Annotated in this window: 16 protein-coding genes; 10 read left to right on the top strand and 6 right to left on the bottom strand. The window is 42.9% G+C overall.

The window, feature by feature from the left end; translation table 11 throughout:
• Positions 1–238 precede the first annotated feature (238 nt).
• From AAEY79_RS06390 to AAEY79_RS06370, 5 genes are all read left to right on the top strand, one after another.
• Positions 239–1153 (top strand): inovirus-type Gp2 protein, encoded by a 915-nt coding sequence (locus AAEY79_RS06390; RefSeq protein ID WP_352287697.1) that lies wholly within the window; start codon positions 239–241, stop codon positions 1151–1153.
• A gap of 271 nt (positions 1154–1424) precedes the next feature.
• Positions 1425–2417: a DUF932 domain-containing protein gene (locus AAEY79_RS06385; protein WP_352287694.1), complete on the top strand. Its 993-nt coding sequence runs from the start codon at positions 1425–1427 to the stop codon at positions 2415–2417.
• Positions 2418–2513: 96 nt separating this feature from the next.
• Positions 2514–3626 carry a lambda-exonuclease family protein gene (locus AAEY79_RS06380; RefSeq protein ID WP_352287691.1) on the top strand — a complete coding sequence of 371 codons (1113 nt, stop codon included), beginning with the start codon at positions 2514–2516 and terminating at the stop codon, positions 3624–3626.
• Positions 3627–3752: 126 nt separating this feature from the next.
• Positions 3753–4664, top strand: a complete 912-nt coding sequence (locus tag AAEY79_RS06375; protein WP_201567305.1) for a hydrolase or metal-binding protein — start codon at positions 3753–3755, stop codon at positions 4662–4664.
• A gap of 169 nt (positions 4665–4833) precedes the next feature.
• On the top strand, positions 4834–5094 hold the full coding sequence (locus tag AAEY79_RS06370) for an AlpA family transcriptional regulator (protein WP_227692074.1): 261 nt from the start codon (positions 4834–4836) through the stop codon (positions 5092–5094).
• 79 nt (positions 5095–5173) lie between these two features.
• Here the strand turns inward: AAEY79_RS06370 and AAEY79_RS06365 are convergent, their stop codons facing one another.
• Both AAEY79_RS06365 and AAEY79_RS06360 read right to left on the bottom strand, forming a co-directional pair.
• Positions 5174–5602 carry a hypothetical protein gene (locus AAEY79_RS06365; protein WP_201567303.1) on the bottom strand — a complete coding sequence of 143 codons (429 nt, stop codon included), beginning with the start codon at positions 5600–5602 and terminating at the stop codon, positions 5174–5176.
• A 135-nt stretch (positions 5603–5737) separates the two neighbouring features.
• A complete protein-coding gene (locus tag AAEY79_RS06360) occupies positions 5738–6673 on the bottom strand; it encodes a LysR family transcriptional regulator (RefSeq protein ID WP_352287688.1) in 936 nt (311 codons plus the stop codon).
• 162 nt (positions 6674–6835) lie between these two features.
• On the opposite strand from AAEY79_RS06360, the gene AAEY79_RS06355 reads away from it, so the two are divergent.
• From AAEY79_RS06355 to AAEY79_RS06335, 5 genes are all read left to right on the top strand, one after another.
• The gene (locus AAEY79_RS06355) at positions 6836–7783 is read left to right on the top strand and encodes a glutathione S-transferase family protein (protein ID WP_352287685.1); all 948 of its coding nucleotides are present in this window, start codon (positions 6836–6838) and stop codon (positions 7781–7783) included.
• 21 nt (positions 7784–7804) lie between these two features.
• Positions 7805–8623: a class III extradiol ring-cleavage dioxygenase gene (locus tag AAEY79_RS06350; protein ID WP_045452399.1), complete on the top strand. Its 819-nt coding sequence runs from the start codon at positions 7805–7807 to the stop codon at positions 8621–8623.
• A 97-nt stretch (positions 8624–8720) separates the two neighbouring features.
• Complete coding sequence (locus AAEY79_RS06345; RefSeq protein WP_101210644.1) at positions 8721–9524, top strand: SDR family NAD(P)-dependent oxidoreductase; 804 nt, start codon at positions 8721–8723, stop codon at positions 9522–9524.
• A 49-nt stretch (positions 9525–9573) separates the two neighbouring features.
• Positions 9574–9846: a DUF2218 domain-containing protein gene (locus AAEY79_RS06340; RefSeq protein ID WP_101210643.1), complete on the top strand. Its 273-nt coding sequence runs from the start codon at positions 9574–9576 to the stop codon at positions 9844–9846.
• Between the two features lie 172 nt (positions 9847–10018).
• Positions 10019–10402 carry a cytochrome b gene (locus AAEY79_RS06335; protein ID WP_227692073.1) on the top strand — a complete coding sequence of 128 codons (384 nt, stop codon included), beginning with the start codon at positions 10019–10021 and terminating at the stop codon, positions 10400–10402.
• A gap of 114 nt (positions 10403–10516) precedes the next feature.
• On the opposite strand, the gene AAEY79_RS06330 is transcribed toward AAEY79_RS06335, so the two are convergent.
• The 4 genes from AAEY79_RS06330 to AAEY79_RS06315 are packed head-to-tail and all read right to left on the bottom strand — an operon-like array spanning position 10517 to position 16754.
• Positions 10517–11365: a SprT family zinc-dependent metalloprotease gene (locus AAEY79_RS06330; RefSeq protein WP_352287680.1), complete on the bottom strand. Its 849-nt coding sequence runs from the start codon at positions 11363–11365 to the stop codon at positions 10517–10519.
• A 28-nt stretch (positions 11366–11393) separates the two neighbouring features.
• The gene (locus AAEY79_RS06325) at positions 11394–14696 is read right to left on the bottom strand and encodes an HsdR family type I site-specific deoxyribonuclease (protein ID WP_352287677.1); all 3303 of its coding nucleotides are present in this window, start codon (positions 14694–14696) and stop codon (positions 11394–11396) included.
• The gene (locus tag AAEY79_RS06320) at positions 14696–15322 is read right to left on the bottom strand and encodes a hypothetical protein (RefSeq protein WP_350588197.1); all 627 of its coding nucleotides are present in this window, start codon (positions 15320–15322) and stop codon (positions 14696–14698) included. Before AAEY79_RS06320 ends, AAEY79_RS06325 begins: the two co-directional genes overlap by 1 nt.
• Positions 15306–16754: an AAA family ATPase gene (locus tag AAEY79_RS06315; RefSeq protein ID WP_350588196.1), complete on the bottom strand. Its 1449-nt coding sequence runs from the start codon at positions 16752–16754 to the stop codon at positions 15306–15308. Before AAEY79_RS06315 ends, AAEY79_RS06320 begins: the two co-directional genes overlap by 17 nt.
• Positions 16755–17297 lie beyond the last annotated feature (543 nt).

Here is a 17297-nt window from a genome sequence, read left to right as displayed (position 1 = left end):
TTTCTACCTATTTGTAGCCGTGTCGGCTAACTCCATTTTGTTACAAACCTGAACTTTGACGGCAATTTACCATAAAGCTTAAATGACAACTACCATATACACGTCGGCAAAAATTAGCTACTAATTCATTCTTAGTGGGTTATTTATATTATTAATAAATACTAAATAATTATCAGTAATAAATAACGTACTCCATTGATGGTTATGTACACCAAACCTTAATGAATGGAGCATAAAAATGACACACTCACTTATCAACCAGTCGCAACTCATTAACAATATCGATAGACTTGTACGGGACGTCGTATTTCAGCCTATCTATTTCAATGATGTTAGAAATCGCTTAAACGCTCTATATTACCCCTTTATGAATAGTATCAATCATGATCTATATTACTCACAGACTGTCGACTCATTTGTCTACAGTACTGATGCCATTGTCGGTGATTTATACCCCTGCGATGTTATCTGGGATCATGATAAGACTCAGCAATTTGTTAATAACTTGGCCTACTACAGAAATATCATTGAGACCGAAGATAACGTTTGGCGTCAGCAGGAGGTTCAGAATAAAGTGAACCTTGAGCACTACATTAGAAATCTGATTAAACACTACTCAAGGTTATTGTTTGTTCGTGTTGATCTCAAATATTCTCAAGAGAGCAGTCATCTGATAACGATTGAAGACTTTAACTTGCACATGACCAAACTTAGAGAGTTTATCGGTAACAAAAAGACTTGCTTTGCAAACTTGCAGGGCAATGCTTGGGCTTTAGAACAGGGAGGTATCGAAGGTGGTCTACACTGTCACTTGCTATTGATTTATGACGGTGCGAAGCGACAGAATGACTGGTATTTAGCTAAAGAGGTTGGTGAAAAATGGCGAAGCATTACTGAGAATATGGGAGCTTACTACAACTATCATGATGCTGAGACTAAGCGAAGGTTTGAAGAAAATGGCAAACTAGGTATTGGTATGATCCATCGTGATAATCCGCAGCAAGTCGAGAATGCAGTGCATACGGCATTATACTTAACCAAACCTGATAAGGTAGATCAGCAACTAAAGGTATGGCTACCTAGCATGCGTACCTTTGGCCATGGTATTTATAGAACGGCTAAGCGCCGTGGACTACCACCCATAGCAAACTAATTTCAGATACATACTACTATCATGAGATACCACCGCTTACGCTTTGTGAGTGGATTATCTAACCCCCCCCCTATAAAGGTCTGCTTCGTGCAGGCCTTTTTTATGCCCTAAATTTAAGGAGTCTTTATGACAGTAGTCTATCTGTATGGTCAGTCGCTTGCCTGTCGCAAGTTGGCTGCTTCCCATATTTCTTTGTAAGGACTATCTAGAAGTCTTTACCGTATTTAACCCATTTATCTAACCCTTAACTTTAAACACAGGAAATACTCTTATGGCACATTTAATCGAAAACATGGCATACGTTGGCGATACCCCTTGGCATGGCCTTGGTAATCAGCTTCCTAAGAACCAGCCAATCGAGGTCTGGGCACGTGAGGCCGGTATGGACTGGCGTATTGAATCATCCGATGTCAGCTACATGGCAAACAACGATAAAGGGCAAAGCCTGATCATGCCCTTTGATAGCAATAAGGTCTTATATCGCTCAGATACGCTTGAGCCGTTATCGGTCGTCAGTCAGCGCTACCAAGAAGTACAACCGCGTGAGATCTTAGAGTTCTACCGTGATCTCACTGAGCAATCGCATTTCGAGCTTGAGACGGCTGGCATTTTAAAGGGTGGTCGTAAGATGTGGGCACTTGCTCGTACTGGTCAGTCTATGACCCTTAAAGGCGGTGATGTCAGTAATGGCTATCTATTGCTGGCAACTGCGTGTGACGGAACGCTAGCAACCACCGCGCAGTTCACTAATATCCGTGTGGTATGTAATAACACTTTAGCAGTAAGCCTTGCTGATGGTAGTGGCGGTGTGGTGAAAGTACCGCATAGCACCTCCTTTGATGCCGACAAAGTCAAGCAGCAGCTTGGCGTGTCGGTGAAGCAGTGGAATGAGCACATGTATGAGATGAAGCAGCTCACTAATAGACGAGTGACGCAAGCAGAAGCCGCTAATTATCTCAACCGGGTATTTAACGATCAGGACAATGACATCATTCTGTTTAACAGCGCTAAGAAGGAGAAGGATGCCGTGCCTAATGCTCGCGCCATGAATCAGGTGATGAGTATGTTCAACGGTCAAGGTCGCGGAGCCGACCTCGATTCAGCACGTGATACCGCTTATGGGCTACTGTCAGCGATGACAGAGTATGTCGATCATGAGCGCCGAGCCATGTCTACCGATCACAGACTAGACTCTGCTTGGTTTGGCGCAGGCGCTAAGCTTAAAGACAAAAGCTTAGAGGAAGCCTTTAGTCTTATTGCCTAAAGTCTATTGGTACACTTAATAATTAGACCACGCCTCAGCGCGTGGTTTTTTTATGCCTGTTATTTCATTTCAATCAATTTATCGAAGGAGTTCACTATGAACATGATCGCATTAAACACCAGCACACCAGTCAGACGTACTAAGCGTTTAAGCGCTAAAGTCAAAGCGCCTGTAACTGACAAAGCTCAGGTAGAGATTAAACCAGTCGATAGCTCTGCTATTGAGTCTAATACGCCGCTAACCCCTAAACGACTAGTGAGTACTAAAGACTTAAGTCATGACGAGTGGCTTGAGGTTCGCCGTCAAGGAGTCGGTAGTAGTGATGCCGCTGCTGCTTGTGGTATTCATCCGTATTTGTCTATGCTAGAGCTATGGCTGATTAAGACAGGACGTGCAAGCTCCGACTTAGATGAGAGCATCGACGGCTATGCGCCGCTGTATTGGGGTAATACCTTAGAGCCTATGGTCGCTAAGTACTACCAAGAGAAGACAGGCAATAAGGTACGGCGCGTCAATGCTATCTTGCAACACCCTGAGGCCGATAAAGCTTTTATGCTTGCCAATCTTGACTACGCGGTAACAGGTAGCGATGAGGTACAAATACTTGAATGTAAAACGGCTGGGGAGCATGGCGCAAAATTATGGCGTAATGGCGTACCGCTATACGTCACGTGCCAAGTACAACATCAACTAGCCGTTACAGGTAAACAAGCCGCTCATATCTGTGTGCTGCTTTGCGGACACGAAGCGAAGATCTATAAGGTTGAACGTGATGAGCGCTTAATTAAATCAATAATCGAGCAAGAGCGTCTGTTCTGGCAATACGTAGAGACCGATACACCGCCAAGCCCTGATCATAGCGAGTCGGCAGCCAAAGCATTAAAGCTACTTTATCCAACGCCTAAGCCGTCAAGCAAGGTTGATCTACGAGAGGATAAAGGCGCTAACAAGCTGTTCGATAAATTGCTTGGTTATCGCGCGTCAATGGAAGATCTAGAGCAGCGTCATGACCAAGTCAAACATCAGCTACAAACGCTTATTGCCGATCATGAAGTAGCAGTGTTTGAAAAAGGTGCTATTTCATGGAAGCGCTCGAAAGACAGTATCGGTCTTGATAGCAAGGCTGCCATCAAGGCGCATCCTGAATTGCTCGTGCAGTTTGGTAAGACAAAGCAAGGTAGCAGACGCTTCGTTGTGCTTAATGACTAAGCCAAAGATTACTCAATCATCAAAACATCTATTAACCAATCAAAGCAAATCAATCAAAGCGCATAACTGCCCACCCTAATCGGTGGGCTTTTTTATGGCTCATCAAAACACATAAGGAATATCACCATGATTAAAGGTCTCACCATAACCCCACCAGTATTAGGTCGTATCAGCATTGGACGTGTCATTCAAAAAGATGGCAAGCGTCTGCCTGCCAAAGACGATCAATTTACCATCACCAGCCAAGTCCAAAATAAAGACGGATGGATCAATCATCCACTAGACGAAAAACTACGCGCAAATAATGACGGTAAGCTCAGACAAATACCCGTGCGTATGCTGTTTAATGATCCGACACTAAATCTGCGAGCTGAGTACACACTGTTTGATCGGCAAACGGGCAGACCGCTATGTGTGGGCGACGGTGAGCAGTGTCAGCGCCGAACCAATAATGGCGTTGAGCAACTGCCGTGTCCATCACCTGATCGCTGTCCATTAGCGCAAGGCGGGGCTTGTAAGCCCTACGGTCGTCTGTATGTCAATCTATCTGAGGACGATGAGCTTGGCACCTTTATCTTTCGCACCACAGGCTTTAATAGTATTAGAACGCTTGCCGCACGCTTAAGCTACTTTGCCGCAGTATCTGGCAATAAGCTGTCTTGCTTGCCGTTGCAACTCACCTTGCGAGGTAAAAGCACGACGCAAAGCTATCGCACACCGATTTACTTTGTCGATCTAACGCTACGCGATGGGGTGACATTAAAAGATGCGGTACAACAAGCTAAGGCCATTGATAGTGAGCTTAGCGAATATGGCTTCGATCAAATCGCGTTGGATGACGCCGCTAAAACAGGTTATGCCAATTCTTGCTTTGAAGTGGATGGTGATGAGATGTCTGATGTGGTGGAAGAGTTTTATCCAGTAGATACAGATGATGTCAGTAGTGATCAGCAAGGAAACTATCAGAATAATTTAGTAACCCGTAACGTGACTAGCATTGAGCAAGGACTACGGCAAAGCGTAACAGCAGTTAGCTAACTCTATGAAAATAAGCAGTTGATATAAGAAGGAGCGGATTCATTCTGCTCCTTTTTTTTATTGGGTTAACTAAGGCGAACGGTCGGACTGTATAGGATGCCGTAAAAAAATATAGGACTCCCTAACTGTATGAGAGAGAAAGCTCTCATTAACTTACTAGGAGAAAACAATGGATAATTTAAACGCAAACACTCAACCAAACACATCAATGCCAAGCATGCCACAAATACCTCGTATGATTTCGATACAGCAAGTCGAAGACTGTATAGGACTTAGTAGTTCCACAATTTATGATATGCTTAATAAGAGATCTAAACGTTATGACCCTACTTTTCCTGTTCAAGTAAAGATGACCAAAGGACGCGTAGCATGGGTAGAAAGCGAAGTGGCTGCTTGGATTGAGAGTAAGATGGCTGATCGGATTCACTGATCAAGGATAGAAAATAAGCCGCACTACGCGGCTTATTTTTTTGCTGTCCTTAACCGCATCTAGCTACGTTTAGCCACTTCTAGCTATCTGCAAGATACCAAGTTTGATCTTTAGAAGCCACTAGGGTATCACGGCACATTTTCTGTAATAGATTACGCACCTTGTTTTTACGCTGTTTATCATTTAGTACTTGCGGTAATTTATTAGTCAGCATCTTATCAAAGTCAGCTAGTCTACCCAGACGATAGTCTTGATGACCAATGGCATTACTTAATGCTTCAGGGATGATATAGAGGTCGTACTGCTGCACCTCTTCAGGGAACAACGTACCAGCAGGCATGTAGCGGTAATTTAGATTGCGAATTTTGTTATACACCTCGTCCAAGGCTAACAAAAATGGTGGCGAAAAATGCTCATAGTCTTTTTCAATACCATCAACGCCCTTTAGAATCCAAGTGATATGTGCTTGCGCTGGACTTAAAAAATACGTGGATTCATAACGTCCCAATAAAATAATCGCTGTGTTAGTTTAGGGGATAGTTACAAGCGGATACTAACAGCAATATCTCAACCGCTGTAAAGTGTAGTAGCATAAAAAATAGCAAGCCGCATCTATCTTAGGAGAAGCTAGTTATCCAGTGCCTCACGTATTACTGAGCGACTGGCTTTTGGCTATAGACTCATCCCAATAAGGCGGCGCTCCATAATAGCCTTCCATAAAATCGATAAAACACCTGACTTTGTGCGGTAGTAGCTTTCTATGGACGTAGACGGCATATAAACCTAAGCGTTTAGGTTCAAGTTCAGGCAATACTATCACCAGCTTGCCACTGCTAACTGCTTCACTGACAATAAATGTCGGCTGTAATACCAATCCTGCACCTTCAATAGCTCCTTCTACCAACACATCACCGTTATTACTAAGAAACTCACTACCTTGCTTGAGAATCTTCGCCTTTAATAATTGGTAGACCTCTTCCTTCGCGTCCATGTTCATATAGCTATAATGTAAATAGCGATGATTCTCTAAATCTTCAGGCTTATCGAGTGTGTCATGCTTTTTCAAATATTCAGGCGACGCACACAGAACCACACGAATAGGTGCCACTTCCTTCGCAATAAGTGATGAGCTTTTCAGTTGACCTATACGCAGTGCAATATCAAACCCTTCTTCAACAATATCGACTTTACGATCAGTCAATTGTAGATCGACTGTGACCAATGGATAACGGATCTGAAAGTCAGTGACTAATTTAGCCATATGTTTTAAAGCAAAAGATACTGGCGCACTTATGCGCAACACACCTTTAGGGTTTTGCTGCAAACCACTTAGTTGCGACTCCATATCATCCATACTCAATAAAATCTGCTGCGCATGACCAAAGTAATGACTACCAGCTTCGGTGAGGCTTACTTTACGGGTGGTACGATTCAGCAGACGATTATTTAGCTGCTCCTCCAACTTAGAGACATATTTGCTCACCAATTGAGGTGACAGTTGCAGAGTATTTGCCGCATTAGTAAAGCTGCCTTCGGTCACCACCGCTATAAAGGCACGCATCGCATCGATTCTATCCATATTTTGCCCTGTTTTTCTTTAACTATCGAAATTGAACAATAAAGCCATTATCAACGATATGTTGTTAATTAATCAATATCACCTATCTTACTCTTTTTTTATGTTGATGGTAAAGTAGGGTCATGCTTTTTAAAAGCAATCATCTGACTAGGAGTAAGTATTATGTTAATCAATGGCAATTGGACTGAAGACTGGCAACCGGTACAAGCAGAAGACGAACAAGGGCGTTTTATTCGTCAAACCTCATCGTTCCGTCATTGGATTACTGCTGATGGACAAGCAGGACCAACGGGTACTGGGGGCTTTAAAGCAGAAAAAGACCGCTATCATCTATACGTAGCGCTGATTTGCCCTTGGGCCTCACGTACCTTGATGGCACGTCAGTTAAAAGGTCTGCAAGATATAATCGATATTACCGTGGTCAATCCGCAGCTTGGCAATCAAGGCTGGCAGTTTGGTGGCTTTGACGGTGCTGACAGTGATCCTATTAATTATGCCCAATTTGCTCATCAACTTTATACCAAAGCAGACCCTCAATTTACCGGACGCGCGACTGTACCTGTGCTTTGGGACAAAAAAACCAATACTATCGTTAATAATGAGTCTGCTGATATCTTACGTATGCTAAATACCGCTTTTACAGAACTCGTGCCAAATTACGTTGACTTGTTTCCAAAAGAGCTTGCTGATGATATCGAAGCCCTAAACTTAGTTATCTATGAGAATTTAAACAACGGCGTATACAAAGCAGGATTTGCGACGACACAAGGGGCTTATGAAGAAGCTTATCAGCAAGTATTTGACACCTTAGATATGCTTGAGGCGCGCCTGAGTGATGGTCGTCATTATCTATTTGGTGAGCAGCTGACGGAAACAGATATTCGACTGTTTGTGACTTTAGTACGTTTTGATGCCGCTTATCACGGTCTATTTAAATGCAACCGTAACTTGATCAAAGATATGAGTTCTCTACATGCTTATATGCTACGAATCTTAGCGCTTGATGGCATTTCAGAGACGGTGAGTATCAAGCACATCAAAGCAGGCTATTACTCTATCAAAGCGTTAAATCCCAATGGAATCGTGCCCACAGGGCCTGAACATATTTAGCAAGATAAAGGAGTAAAGTTCATGAATAATGAATCAACCACAGTCAAGCAACCTGTATTGTTTATACCTCATGGTGCCGGGCCTTGTTTTTTTATGGATTGGCAACCAGCAGACACTTGGGATCAGATGGCTGACTTTTTAACTAATAGCTCAAATGGTTTGCCAGAGCGTCCCAAAGCTATTTTAATAGTCAGTGCCCATTGGCAAACGCGGGAGTTTAGTATTACTGCCAGCAAGCAGCCTGAGCTGATTTATGATTACTCTGGCTTCCCTGAGCATACGTATCAGCTGACTTATCCAGCAGCTGGTGCGCCAGTACTGGCTGAGCGAATTGGTCATTTGCTCATCGATGCTGGTTTAAGCAATAAGCAGGACAGTTCCAGAGGTTTTGATCATGGGGTGTTTATTCCACTGAAACTGATGTTCCCTGACGCCGATATTCCAGTAGTACAGCTATCTCTGCGTCATGATTTAGACCCAAAAGTACATCTAAGAGCGGGCCAAGCGCTTGCCTCACTACGTGATGAAGGCGTGTTGATCGTAGGCAGTGGTATGAGCTTTCATAATATGCGCGGCTATGGTGATTCGAGTTTTACCGCACCGTCAGTAATATTTGACGAGTGGCTAACGACAGCAGTTGCAGCTAATGCAGATGAGCGCTTTGCAGCGCTTGCTAATTGGCCAGAGGCACCTCATGCATTGGATTCTCATCTATTAGGTGCGGAGGAGCATTTGCTACCTTTAATGGTTGCCGTAGGGGCAGCAGGAACAGATAGAGGTAAGAAAACATATTCTCAGCAAGTCATGAAAACTCAGATTTCAGCCTTTCAGTTTGGCTAAATTTATTAATCTGATATTCATTTAATTCTTTATAAACTGATACTCACAAAGCAGCAAACATACATAGACAAAAATTATTTATAAACGGAGAAATATTATGAACATCGACCTTAATGGAAAAACAGCACTCGTCACAGGTTCAACTGCGGGTATTGGCCTCGCTATTGCAACAGGTCTTGCCAAAGCTGGCGCACAAGTCACTATCGTTGGTCGCGATCAAGCTGGCGTTGATGAGGCGATCAAACAGCTTCAACAAGCTGATGCTGTTAATGATGCCAATAATATAAAAGGCATTGTTGCTGATGCGGGGACGGCTGGTGGCTGTCAGACAATTATCAACACCTTGCCAGAAGTAGATATCTTAGTGAACAATCTAGGGATTTATGGCGCCACCCCTTTCTTTGATATTGATGACAATGCTTGGGAGGAGATGTTCCAAATTAATGTCATGAGCGGTGTCCGTCTGTCGCGGCATTATGCAAAAGCAATGAAGGAAAAAGGTTGGGGTCGTATTCAGTTTATCTCTAGTGAATCGGCATTGAATATCCCAGCTGAAATGGTGCACTACGGCGTGACTAAAGCAGCTATTCAAGGCGTATCACGTGGTCTTGCCAAAGTGTTAGCGGGCAGCGGTGTGACAGTGAATAGTATTTTGCCAGGACCGACTCGAACCGAGGGCGCAAAAGCCATGATGCAAGAACTGGCGGATGAGCGCGGCGTCTCAGCGGAGGAGATGGAAGGCGTATTCTTAGATGAGAACCGTCCATCAACGCTACTTAAGCGTTTTGCAACCCCTGAAGAAATTGCCAACATGAGTGTCTATATTGCCTCAACACAAGCGAGCGCAACCACGGGTTCAGCACTACGGGTTGAAGGTGGTATTGTAGAAAGTATTGCTTAACGAGTTTTAGACGGTAAGTTTCTATCATTAATAATAAGGGTATTTAATTATGCTAACATCTAGCGCAACGATACAAACACAAAATCCGCAGCAAATAATGAATCGACTGTGCAAGCACTGGGCACATAAGCTGCCCGTTACCCTAAGCTCAGATAAAGGTGAGATTGAGCTGCCCATGGGTGTCTGTCAGATGTATTGTACTGACTTACTGATAGTAACACTCAAAAGTGATACCGAGCAGTTGCCAAAATTACAGCAAGTTGTCAGTGATCATTTGCTACGTATGGCTGGCAAAGAGACGCTTGTTATCGAATGGGCTTAATTGAGCATCACAGCCAATACAAGAAGAAAAGGTTATGAATATTGATTCGAAAGAGCGCTATGGTCGCATTAGCAAATTTTTTCACTGGAGTATGACAGTATTAATCTTCTGGTAGTTACTTAAGTTCACTGACCGTATCAGCGACGGCGAGCATTGGATCGGTCAGACGTTAGTGCCTTGGCATGTTTCTATTGGTGTTCTATTGCTCGTATTAGTTGTCCTGAGACTGATGTGGGTCGCTTCGCAACGCCATCAACGTCCAGTACACGAGCCAACCACTGCCAAGCTGGTTATCGCTGGTCATGGTTTGCTTTACGCGTGTATGTTACTGCTGCCGCTAGCTGGAATCATGATAATGATTGGTGGAGGCTATGGCCTAACCGCATTCGGCTTTGATATCTTTGCTGAAGGTGAAAAGGTTGCTTGGGCGGCAACGCTGGGTCAACTGCATGCACCACTGGCTTGGATGCTGACAGCACTAATCATTGTCCACACTGCTATGGCTTTGTATCATCATTACATTAAAAAGGATAACACCTTAAAGCGGATGCTGTAGTGCCTTTAAAATTACTACAGAATAACTCTATTGAGTAGCATAGTGAAGCGCCTCGAGTATATCGGAGGCTGATATTTTTCCAAAAAACCATCTTAAACTATCTAGCTCCAAATTTTACTCATTCAAGTAAAACTCAGCCATACCATCAAGTCTAGCCTTCACCTCTTTCCAGTTTGGCATTACTTGCGTTAATAAGCGCCAAAAGTGCTCGCTATGATTATGCTCAGCGATATGGCAGAGCTCATGTAGTATCACGTAATCAATGCACTCCTTTGAGGCTTTTGCTAAATGCGGATTGAGTATTAAATTGCCTTTAGTTGAGCAACTTCCCCACTGCTTTTTCATGGTCATTAATTTTATTGAAGGACTATTTTTCACCCATGAAGCCTTATATATCAAGGCTTCAAGCCTCTCTCTAGAGATCGATCTAAATTTATTTCTATACCATTTATCAATCAAGCTTTTCACGAGAACTGCTTGTTTTTCAGAGTCTAATTCAGAATCAATTTGAGACAATTCCACATTCAGCTTACCGCGACTAAGCTTCACCGTGCTGTTTATCCCATCAGCAGTTTCTGTACTGGTTATCACTTTTAACACATAACGACGACCCAAATAAAACTGGGTCTCACCGCTAACATAACGTTTGGGTAATACATGATCTTGTTGCTTGGCAAAGTCTTGTAGGCTTTGCCATATCCAGCGCGCACGCTGCATCATCGCATCGTGTATCATCTCATCGGTAGCATCGTTAGGTGCGGTGGCGACCACACGCTGATCAGGATGTACTTTAATGATCACTTTTCGAGGCTTAGCCTTTTTAGCAATCAGCTTGTCGCTTTCAGGCTTATTTATCTTTTCTTTATAAGTTGCTTCTTTACGCACGACATAAGTTGCTTCTTTACGCACGACTTCATAGTCAATTTTATCTTGACCATAATAAAATGCACCATTCTCAGTCATTGCCTACTACCCTCTTGCTACTCTTAGGCTACTTGTCTCTCGAAAGTCCAAGACGGGTAATCTTTAGTACTTCCTCGATAAGCTGTTGCGCTTTATCAATACCTAAATCCATAAATAACATCGGCAGCAATTTGACACTAATAGCATTTTCAATTTCTGCTGGATTGATAGAATACTCAGCCACTGCTGTCTTAACGATCTTATCAATCTCAAAGGCGTAAGCGACTAGCTTGTCGTTATCTAAATCTTTATCTATCAAGAAATCAAAATCAAATAAATGCTTAAACAAACCAAAGTACGCCTGAGCATGTTTGTTCAATTTACCACTATCATCGATAAACGCATTCGGCATATCAGCGACATCACGGTCTTTGACGGCTTGCTCAAAGTCAGCAAACATCATGTACTGCTTTACAGGTGCATCAAACATGGCTTTAGCATCAGCAATCGCTTGCTTAAGCAGTTTAGAAAAATACTCTTGGGCATAAGGGTCATCAGCCAAATCTTGTTCAATCATCTTGGTCACCCGACCAGTGATTTTATCCGTTTGGTTACGGGCTTCATCATCGCTTAATGCTTCAGGCTTAACATTCTTACCTAAGTTGCCAACCAAGTAAGCACCTTTTGCCTCACGAACCTCAAGTCCAGCGATATGCTTATCAAGTAAGCTACGAATGTCCGCTTCATACTCATCATAGTCGATGGTTTCATCTGCATCTTCACGGACTTGCTTACGTAGGTTAATAAAGGCTTTTAAATCCTGCTTGTAGCGATCACGTTTGTTATCAAATGAGGTGTCTTCAAAGAAAGACGCCGATTGCAACGCAATTTTCATAGCGTTAGAAAATGCGGTCAAGGCAGCATAAAAGTCGTCACGCTCTTTAAGCCTGGTATCGACTACTCTGCCGTCGATCTCTTGCATCTTTGGCGCCAGCACCTGCCTTAATGCTTGTCCGTCTTGCTTGTTTTTTACCGATGAGAAGATCGCCCACAACTCGCTATGCAATCTTGGTAGCTGCTTATACTCGGTATCCATAGCGTTATATAGACCTTTAAGGTCTTCGATATCAAAGCCGCCTTGCGTACGTTCTGCTAAGTCTTGGTATTTTTCAATAGTGATATCCAGCTCTTTTAAGATGCCACGATAATCAATCAAATAACCAAAGCGTTTTTTCTCATGCAAGCGGTTTACCCGTGCAATTGCCTGAATCAGGTTGTGCTGCTTTAAGGGCTTATCGATATACAGTACGGTGTTTTTTGGCTCATCAAAGCCCGTTAGTAGCTTATCGACAACAATCATAATGTCAGGACCATCATCCTGACTAAAGGCTTCTATGATAGCTTTGGTATAGGCTTTTTCGTCACCGCCATACTGATTGGCGACATTGGCTTGCCACCAATTCTGGACAATGTCTTTTGACTCGCCATCGACGGTATCATGCCCCTCACGGGTATCAGGTGGCGACATGGCAACCACTGAGGTCACTTTGCCAATCTTATCTAACGCCATTTTATAGCGGATAGCTGAGGCTTTAGAGTCACAGGCCAGTTGACCTTTAAGGTACTGCTGTTTAAAGTTTTGGAAGTGATCAGAGATGTCATGAGCGATGAGCTCAATGCGACCTTCAACCTGATAGATTTGACCTTTTTGGGAGAATTTACGTTTTAGGTCACTCTTTTGATCCTCGCTAAGCTTTTGGGTGATACGGTCAAACCAAGCATCGATAGCGGCGTCATTGGTATTGAGCTCAGGAACGCGCTCTTCATATAACAGTGGCGTAACGGTTTTATCTTTGACCGCTTGCTGCATGGTGTAGGAGTGAATAATGCTACCGAATTTGTTTTCGGTCTTATCATCTTTTAGCAATGGCGTACCAGTAAAGGCAATAAAGGCGGCATTTGGCAAGGCTTGTGCCATACGAATATTGTTCTCACCGTTTTGGCTGCGGTGACCTTCATCGACCATGACGATGATGTTTGGGCTATCGTTATAGCATTCATCATACTTAACGGCTGAACCAAACTTGTTAATAATGGAGAAGATAACGCGCTCATTACCGTGACCGATTTGCTCAGCTAGACGGCGACCAGAAGTTGCCATGGCGTCACGACTATCGCGTTTGCTGGTTATTACGCCACCAGACTTAAAGGTATTGCTCAGCTGGGTTTCCAAATCGACACGGTCGGTGACGACAATAATTCGACACTTCGCGAGCTGCTCTAACCAAATAAGCGCCTTAGAGAAAAACACCATCGTAAAAGATTTACCACTACCTGTGGTATGCCAAATCACCCCACCTTCACGACTGCCCTGCTCGTCAAAAGTACTGATACGTTCAATCAGGGCTTTGATGCCAAAGACTTGCTGATAACGCGCAACAATTTTGCCAGCCTTTTTATCAAACAAGGTAAACATGCGCGTCATCTCAAGCAGACGCTCAGGCTGCAAAAGACTGATGATTAAGCGGTCTTGGTCGGTGACGACTAGATCACCGTTATTAATTAATGACCGATATTCATTTTTAACAGAGGCAGGACGATGGCTAAACAAACTCTCAATCTGCTCACTATTAAGCTTTTGGTTCTTTAAACGATGAAACTCAGGCTCAGAGATTTCTTCTTCAACCCATTTTGCCCAAAACTTCTCAGGCGTGCCGCAGGTAGCATACAGACCGTCATTACCATTGACCGCTAGTAATAACTGGCTATAGGCAAATAGATGCGGTATTTCTTTTTGATGTTGATTGCGAATATGCTGGGACATCGCCTGGGCGTTGGTCGATTGCCACTCTCTACTCGAATCAGGACGTTTGGCTTCGATCACTGCCAGCGGCAGACCATTCACAAAGCAGACGATATCAGGAATGACGTTGCCTGTACCCTCGGCATTTTGTACGATAAACTCTTCGGTAACGTGAAAGCTGTTGTTGTCGATATGATCCCAATCTATCAGGCCGATAGTTTGCGAGGTCTTTTTACCGTCGATAAACTCCGTCACGGTCACGCCATAAAGCATAGCGTTATAGAGGGTTTCATTAGCGAGCTGCAAGCCTAAGTTCATCGCAGGATTGAGCTCGTGCATAATTTTATCAGTGGCACTATCTGATAAATGATGCGCTGTGCCTTCGAACGTAAAGGTTTGCTCGGCTAAAAACGCACGCATGATGGGCAGTAACACCACTTGATTAGTGGCTTTGTTTGACGCTGCTTTTGAGCGCATGGCATTGCATTGGCTGGGTGGAATAAATTGATAGCCCAGCGTGCTGAGCAAAGTTAAGGCAGGAATCTTTGAGCTAAATTCTTCTGCGAAGTTAATCGTGTTATTAGACATTACGCCACCCATTGCCTCAATGCATTTATAGCAATTGGCGCAAAGGCTTCAAGTTTGCCATTCTTAGGATGCGATAAATCATCAATGACCATTTGGATTAAATCACTATCATCTATGACATCATTAGGGTTAATGCCATTACCTAATAATAAAGCTTGTACAAACTGCCGTCTTTGCTCCACCAAAGATTTATTGTCATTGCCCAAATTTAATACGCGAACGGTTTCTTTGGCCTTAGCAGTTTTGCCTTCCACTCTACCACTTAACTTAAACTCTAAGTCTGTCTCACATTCAATATCAAAAGGCGTAAGTGGTAATGGCTGCGAACCATGTGCATTATCACATTGTTTAGGGGTCCTACAGCTGGCAACAATATTGGTATAATCAAGGCTCCTATTTGGCGCTATGCGTCTAGCGAGGACATGTTCATTCATGCAATCTTTGCCATTACCTGAAATGGGTTTGCAGCAGTATGCGCAGAGATAGAACTGTTCTGTTGCACAAGCAAGTCGAATATCTTCTCTTTCTACTTTATTTAATTTATCGTAATTGCCATGAGGGTTTGCTCGCTTCCAGCGGGTAAGACTTTGTGGCTCAAACCCTGTTTGCTTAGTTATTTTTCGCAAGTTGCAGCTCCTTTTTACGAAGTAGCAACCTTGCTTTGGCAAGCTCCATGTTGCCTGATGGCAGCTCCATTTCTAAAGCTTCTAAAAGCGTTTTAGCATTGCCAATATCAGCATCCTGTATTGCATCTAATAGATTGCCAAGCTTTTCGTTAATATCATGATCACGAATGTCAGTATCCATCACTTCTAGCAAGACAGTATTAACGTCCTCACCATATAAAGGTGGCAATGCGATGATCTCACCATCATTTAACAAATAAACTAAAATATCCTTTTGATCGCTAATGACTAAAGGCGAATGAGTACTTAGGACAATCTGGCATTTAGGAAAGGTATCGGTAAAGCGCTGCACAAGGTTACGCTGCCAACTGGGATGCAGGTGCATATCGACTTCATCTATCAAGATAATGCCATCGCCGTGTAAAGGATTGTCCAATTCAGGATTCATCATTGCTAGACGTCTAGCAATGTCTCCTACTAACGCCATAAGTGATTTCTCACCTTGCGAGAGTTGCATAACATTCAGTGATTTACCGTTTTTATCGACTGCCATATGCAGACGTGGCTTACGCTGTACTCGAATATTGCTTAGATCGGGCATAAAAGCTGTGATAGCGGTTCTAACTGCTTTTAGTTGATTGTCTTGGTATTCATCATTTAAAATTTTTTTAATAAAAGATATTGACTCTTGTATGTCTCCAATTTCTTTTTTTGCAGTATCTACATCATTAAAATCTATCTTTTTTATTCTTTGCTCATAATTGTCCATTAAAGCGTCAATGTCTGAGAATTCAATCTCAATAAATGATTCGTACCTTCTATTCTCCTCCTCGTTCTCAATATCTTCACGCTCGCGAAACCATTCAAAAAATCGCCTAAAGTCCACGCCTTGATTCAGCGCACTGTCATAACCGTCTATCTGATCAAAATTGTGTTTGTTTCTAATCTTTAATGGAATATCTAACACTGAACGCTCAACAGGATAGTAAGCAATCAAAGGCAGGCTAGCACTATCGTTATCGGTAAGTTGCTGACGGTAATTATCTACAAGCTTAGAAAGATGGCTCAAATTACTAGACTTATCGCTTTTGCGCCCTTTACGTGCTTTAACTAACGTCCATTGATACGATAAAAGCGCGGCTTCGCTATCGGTTTGAATATCATCAGATAATTGCAAAGTGATACTAGCTGCTGGTGCGTTATCGATAATATACAGCTCATCGATGGCATGACCACTGCCCTTTTCGGTACGCAAGCGTGCAACGAACCAGCTTAATGAAGTCGCTAATGCGTCTAATATTGAGGTCTTGCCTGCGCCGTTATTACCAATAAATACGGTAACATTCGACTCGTTATCTTCAGTCGGGGCAAAGTCCACTTCAAGGCTCTCAAAGCGTCCTAGGTTATTTAGCGTTAACTTTTTTATTTCCATGGTTATGTCCAAGCTTTACGCTTTGCATCGGTAGGATTTATTGATAGAGGATGAGTAATATTGAGTTAGTATAGCAGTGAGTCGTTAGCAATCGCTATAGGCCACTTTATTTCGTCCGATACTGTCATAAAAAAGGTAAAGAAAAACCGCCAAGGTTGCGCGTTACCCAAAGGGCACTAAGCGTGGCGGTTATGTTGGGTATAGATTAGTTGATAGTTGTTATGGTGTCAATTTACTTTGACAAGAAATAAAAAGTAAAAGCTCAAAAAAAGTAGCCTCGATATCTGAATGCTTTAAAAAGTGGGAAATATGCGAGTCATGGGACGGTATTCTTTAAAACTGTATTCGCGCCTCGTCCCTCGGCAAGATGGTATCTACACACTGATCACGATAGCCTATATAATTTGCCAGTATGTCCATTAAAAGTGAGGCTAAAATGACTCTAACGTAAGATTTGCAGTTCTTATAAATAAAGTAAATATGTAAAATAATTTTAATATGGTATGGATTAAACAATTTTGATCGTTATAACTTAAAATTGAT

The organism is Psychrobacter sp. GW64-MNA-CIBAN-0177, assembly GCF_040309585.1.
Lineage (GTDB): Bacteria > Pseudomonadota > Gammaproteobacteria > Pseudomonadales > Moraxellaceae > Psychrobacter > Psychrobacter okhotskensis.
This window is presented reverse-complemented; position numbering and strand designations above follow the sequence as displayed.

Excerpts from the sequence above, each read along its gene's own strand:
- AAEY79_RS06390 (WP_352287697.1), top strand. The coding sequence starts at position 239 with ATGACACACTCACTTATCAACCAGTCGCAACTCATTAACAATATCGAT.
- AAEY79_RS06385 (WP_352287694.1), top strand. The coding sequence starts at position 1,425 with ATGGCACATTTAATCGAAAACATGGCATACGTTGGCGATACCCCTTGG.
- AAEY79_RS06380 (WP_352287691.1), top strand. The coding sequence starts at position 2,514 with ATGAACATGATCGCATTAAACACCAGCACACCAGTCAGACGTACTAAG.
- AAEY79_RS06375 (WP_201567305.1), top strand. The coding sequence starts at position 3,753 with ATGATTAAAGGTCTCACCATAACCCCACCAGTATTAGGTCGTATCAGC.
- AAEY79_RS06370 (WP_227692074.1), top strand. The coding sequence starts at position 4,834 with ATGGATAATTTAAACGCAAACACTCAACCAAACACATCAATGCCAAGC.
- AAEY79_RS06360 (WP_352287688.1), bottom strand. The coding sequence starts at position 6,673 with ATGGATAGAATCGATGCGATGCGTGCCTTTATAGCGGTGGTGACCGAA.
- AAEY79_RS06355 (WP_352287685.1), top strand. The coding sequence starts at position 6,836 with ATGTTAATCAATGGCAATTGGACTGAAGACTGGCAACCGGTACAAGCA.
- AAEY79_RS06350 (WP_045452399.1), top strand. The coding sequence starts at position 7,805 with ATGAATAATGAATCAACCACAGTCAAGCAACCTGTATTGTTTATACCT.
- AAEY79_RS06345 (WP_101210644.1), top strand. The coding sequence starts at position 8,721 with ATGAACATCGACCTTAATGGAAAAACAGCACTCGTCACAGGTTCAACT.
- AAEY79_RS06340 (WP_101210643.1), top strand. The coding sequence starts at position 9,574 with ATGCTAACATCTAGCGCAACGATACAAACACAAAATCCGCAGCAAATA.
- AAEY79_RS06330 (WP_352287680.1), bottom strand. The coding sequence starts at position 11,365 with ATGACTGAGAATGGTGCATTTTATTATGGTCAAGATAAAATTGACTAT.
- AAEY79_RS06325 (WP_352287677.1), bottom strand. The coding sequence starts at position 14,696 with ATGTCTAATAACACGATTAACTTCGCAGAAGAATTTAGCTCAAAGATT.
- AAEY79_RS06315 (WP_350588196.1), bottom strand. The coding sequence starts at position 16,754 with ATGGAAATAAAAAAGTTAACGCTAAATAACCTAGGACGCTTTGAGAGC.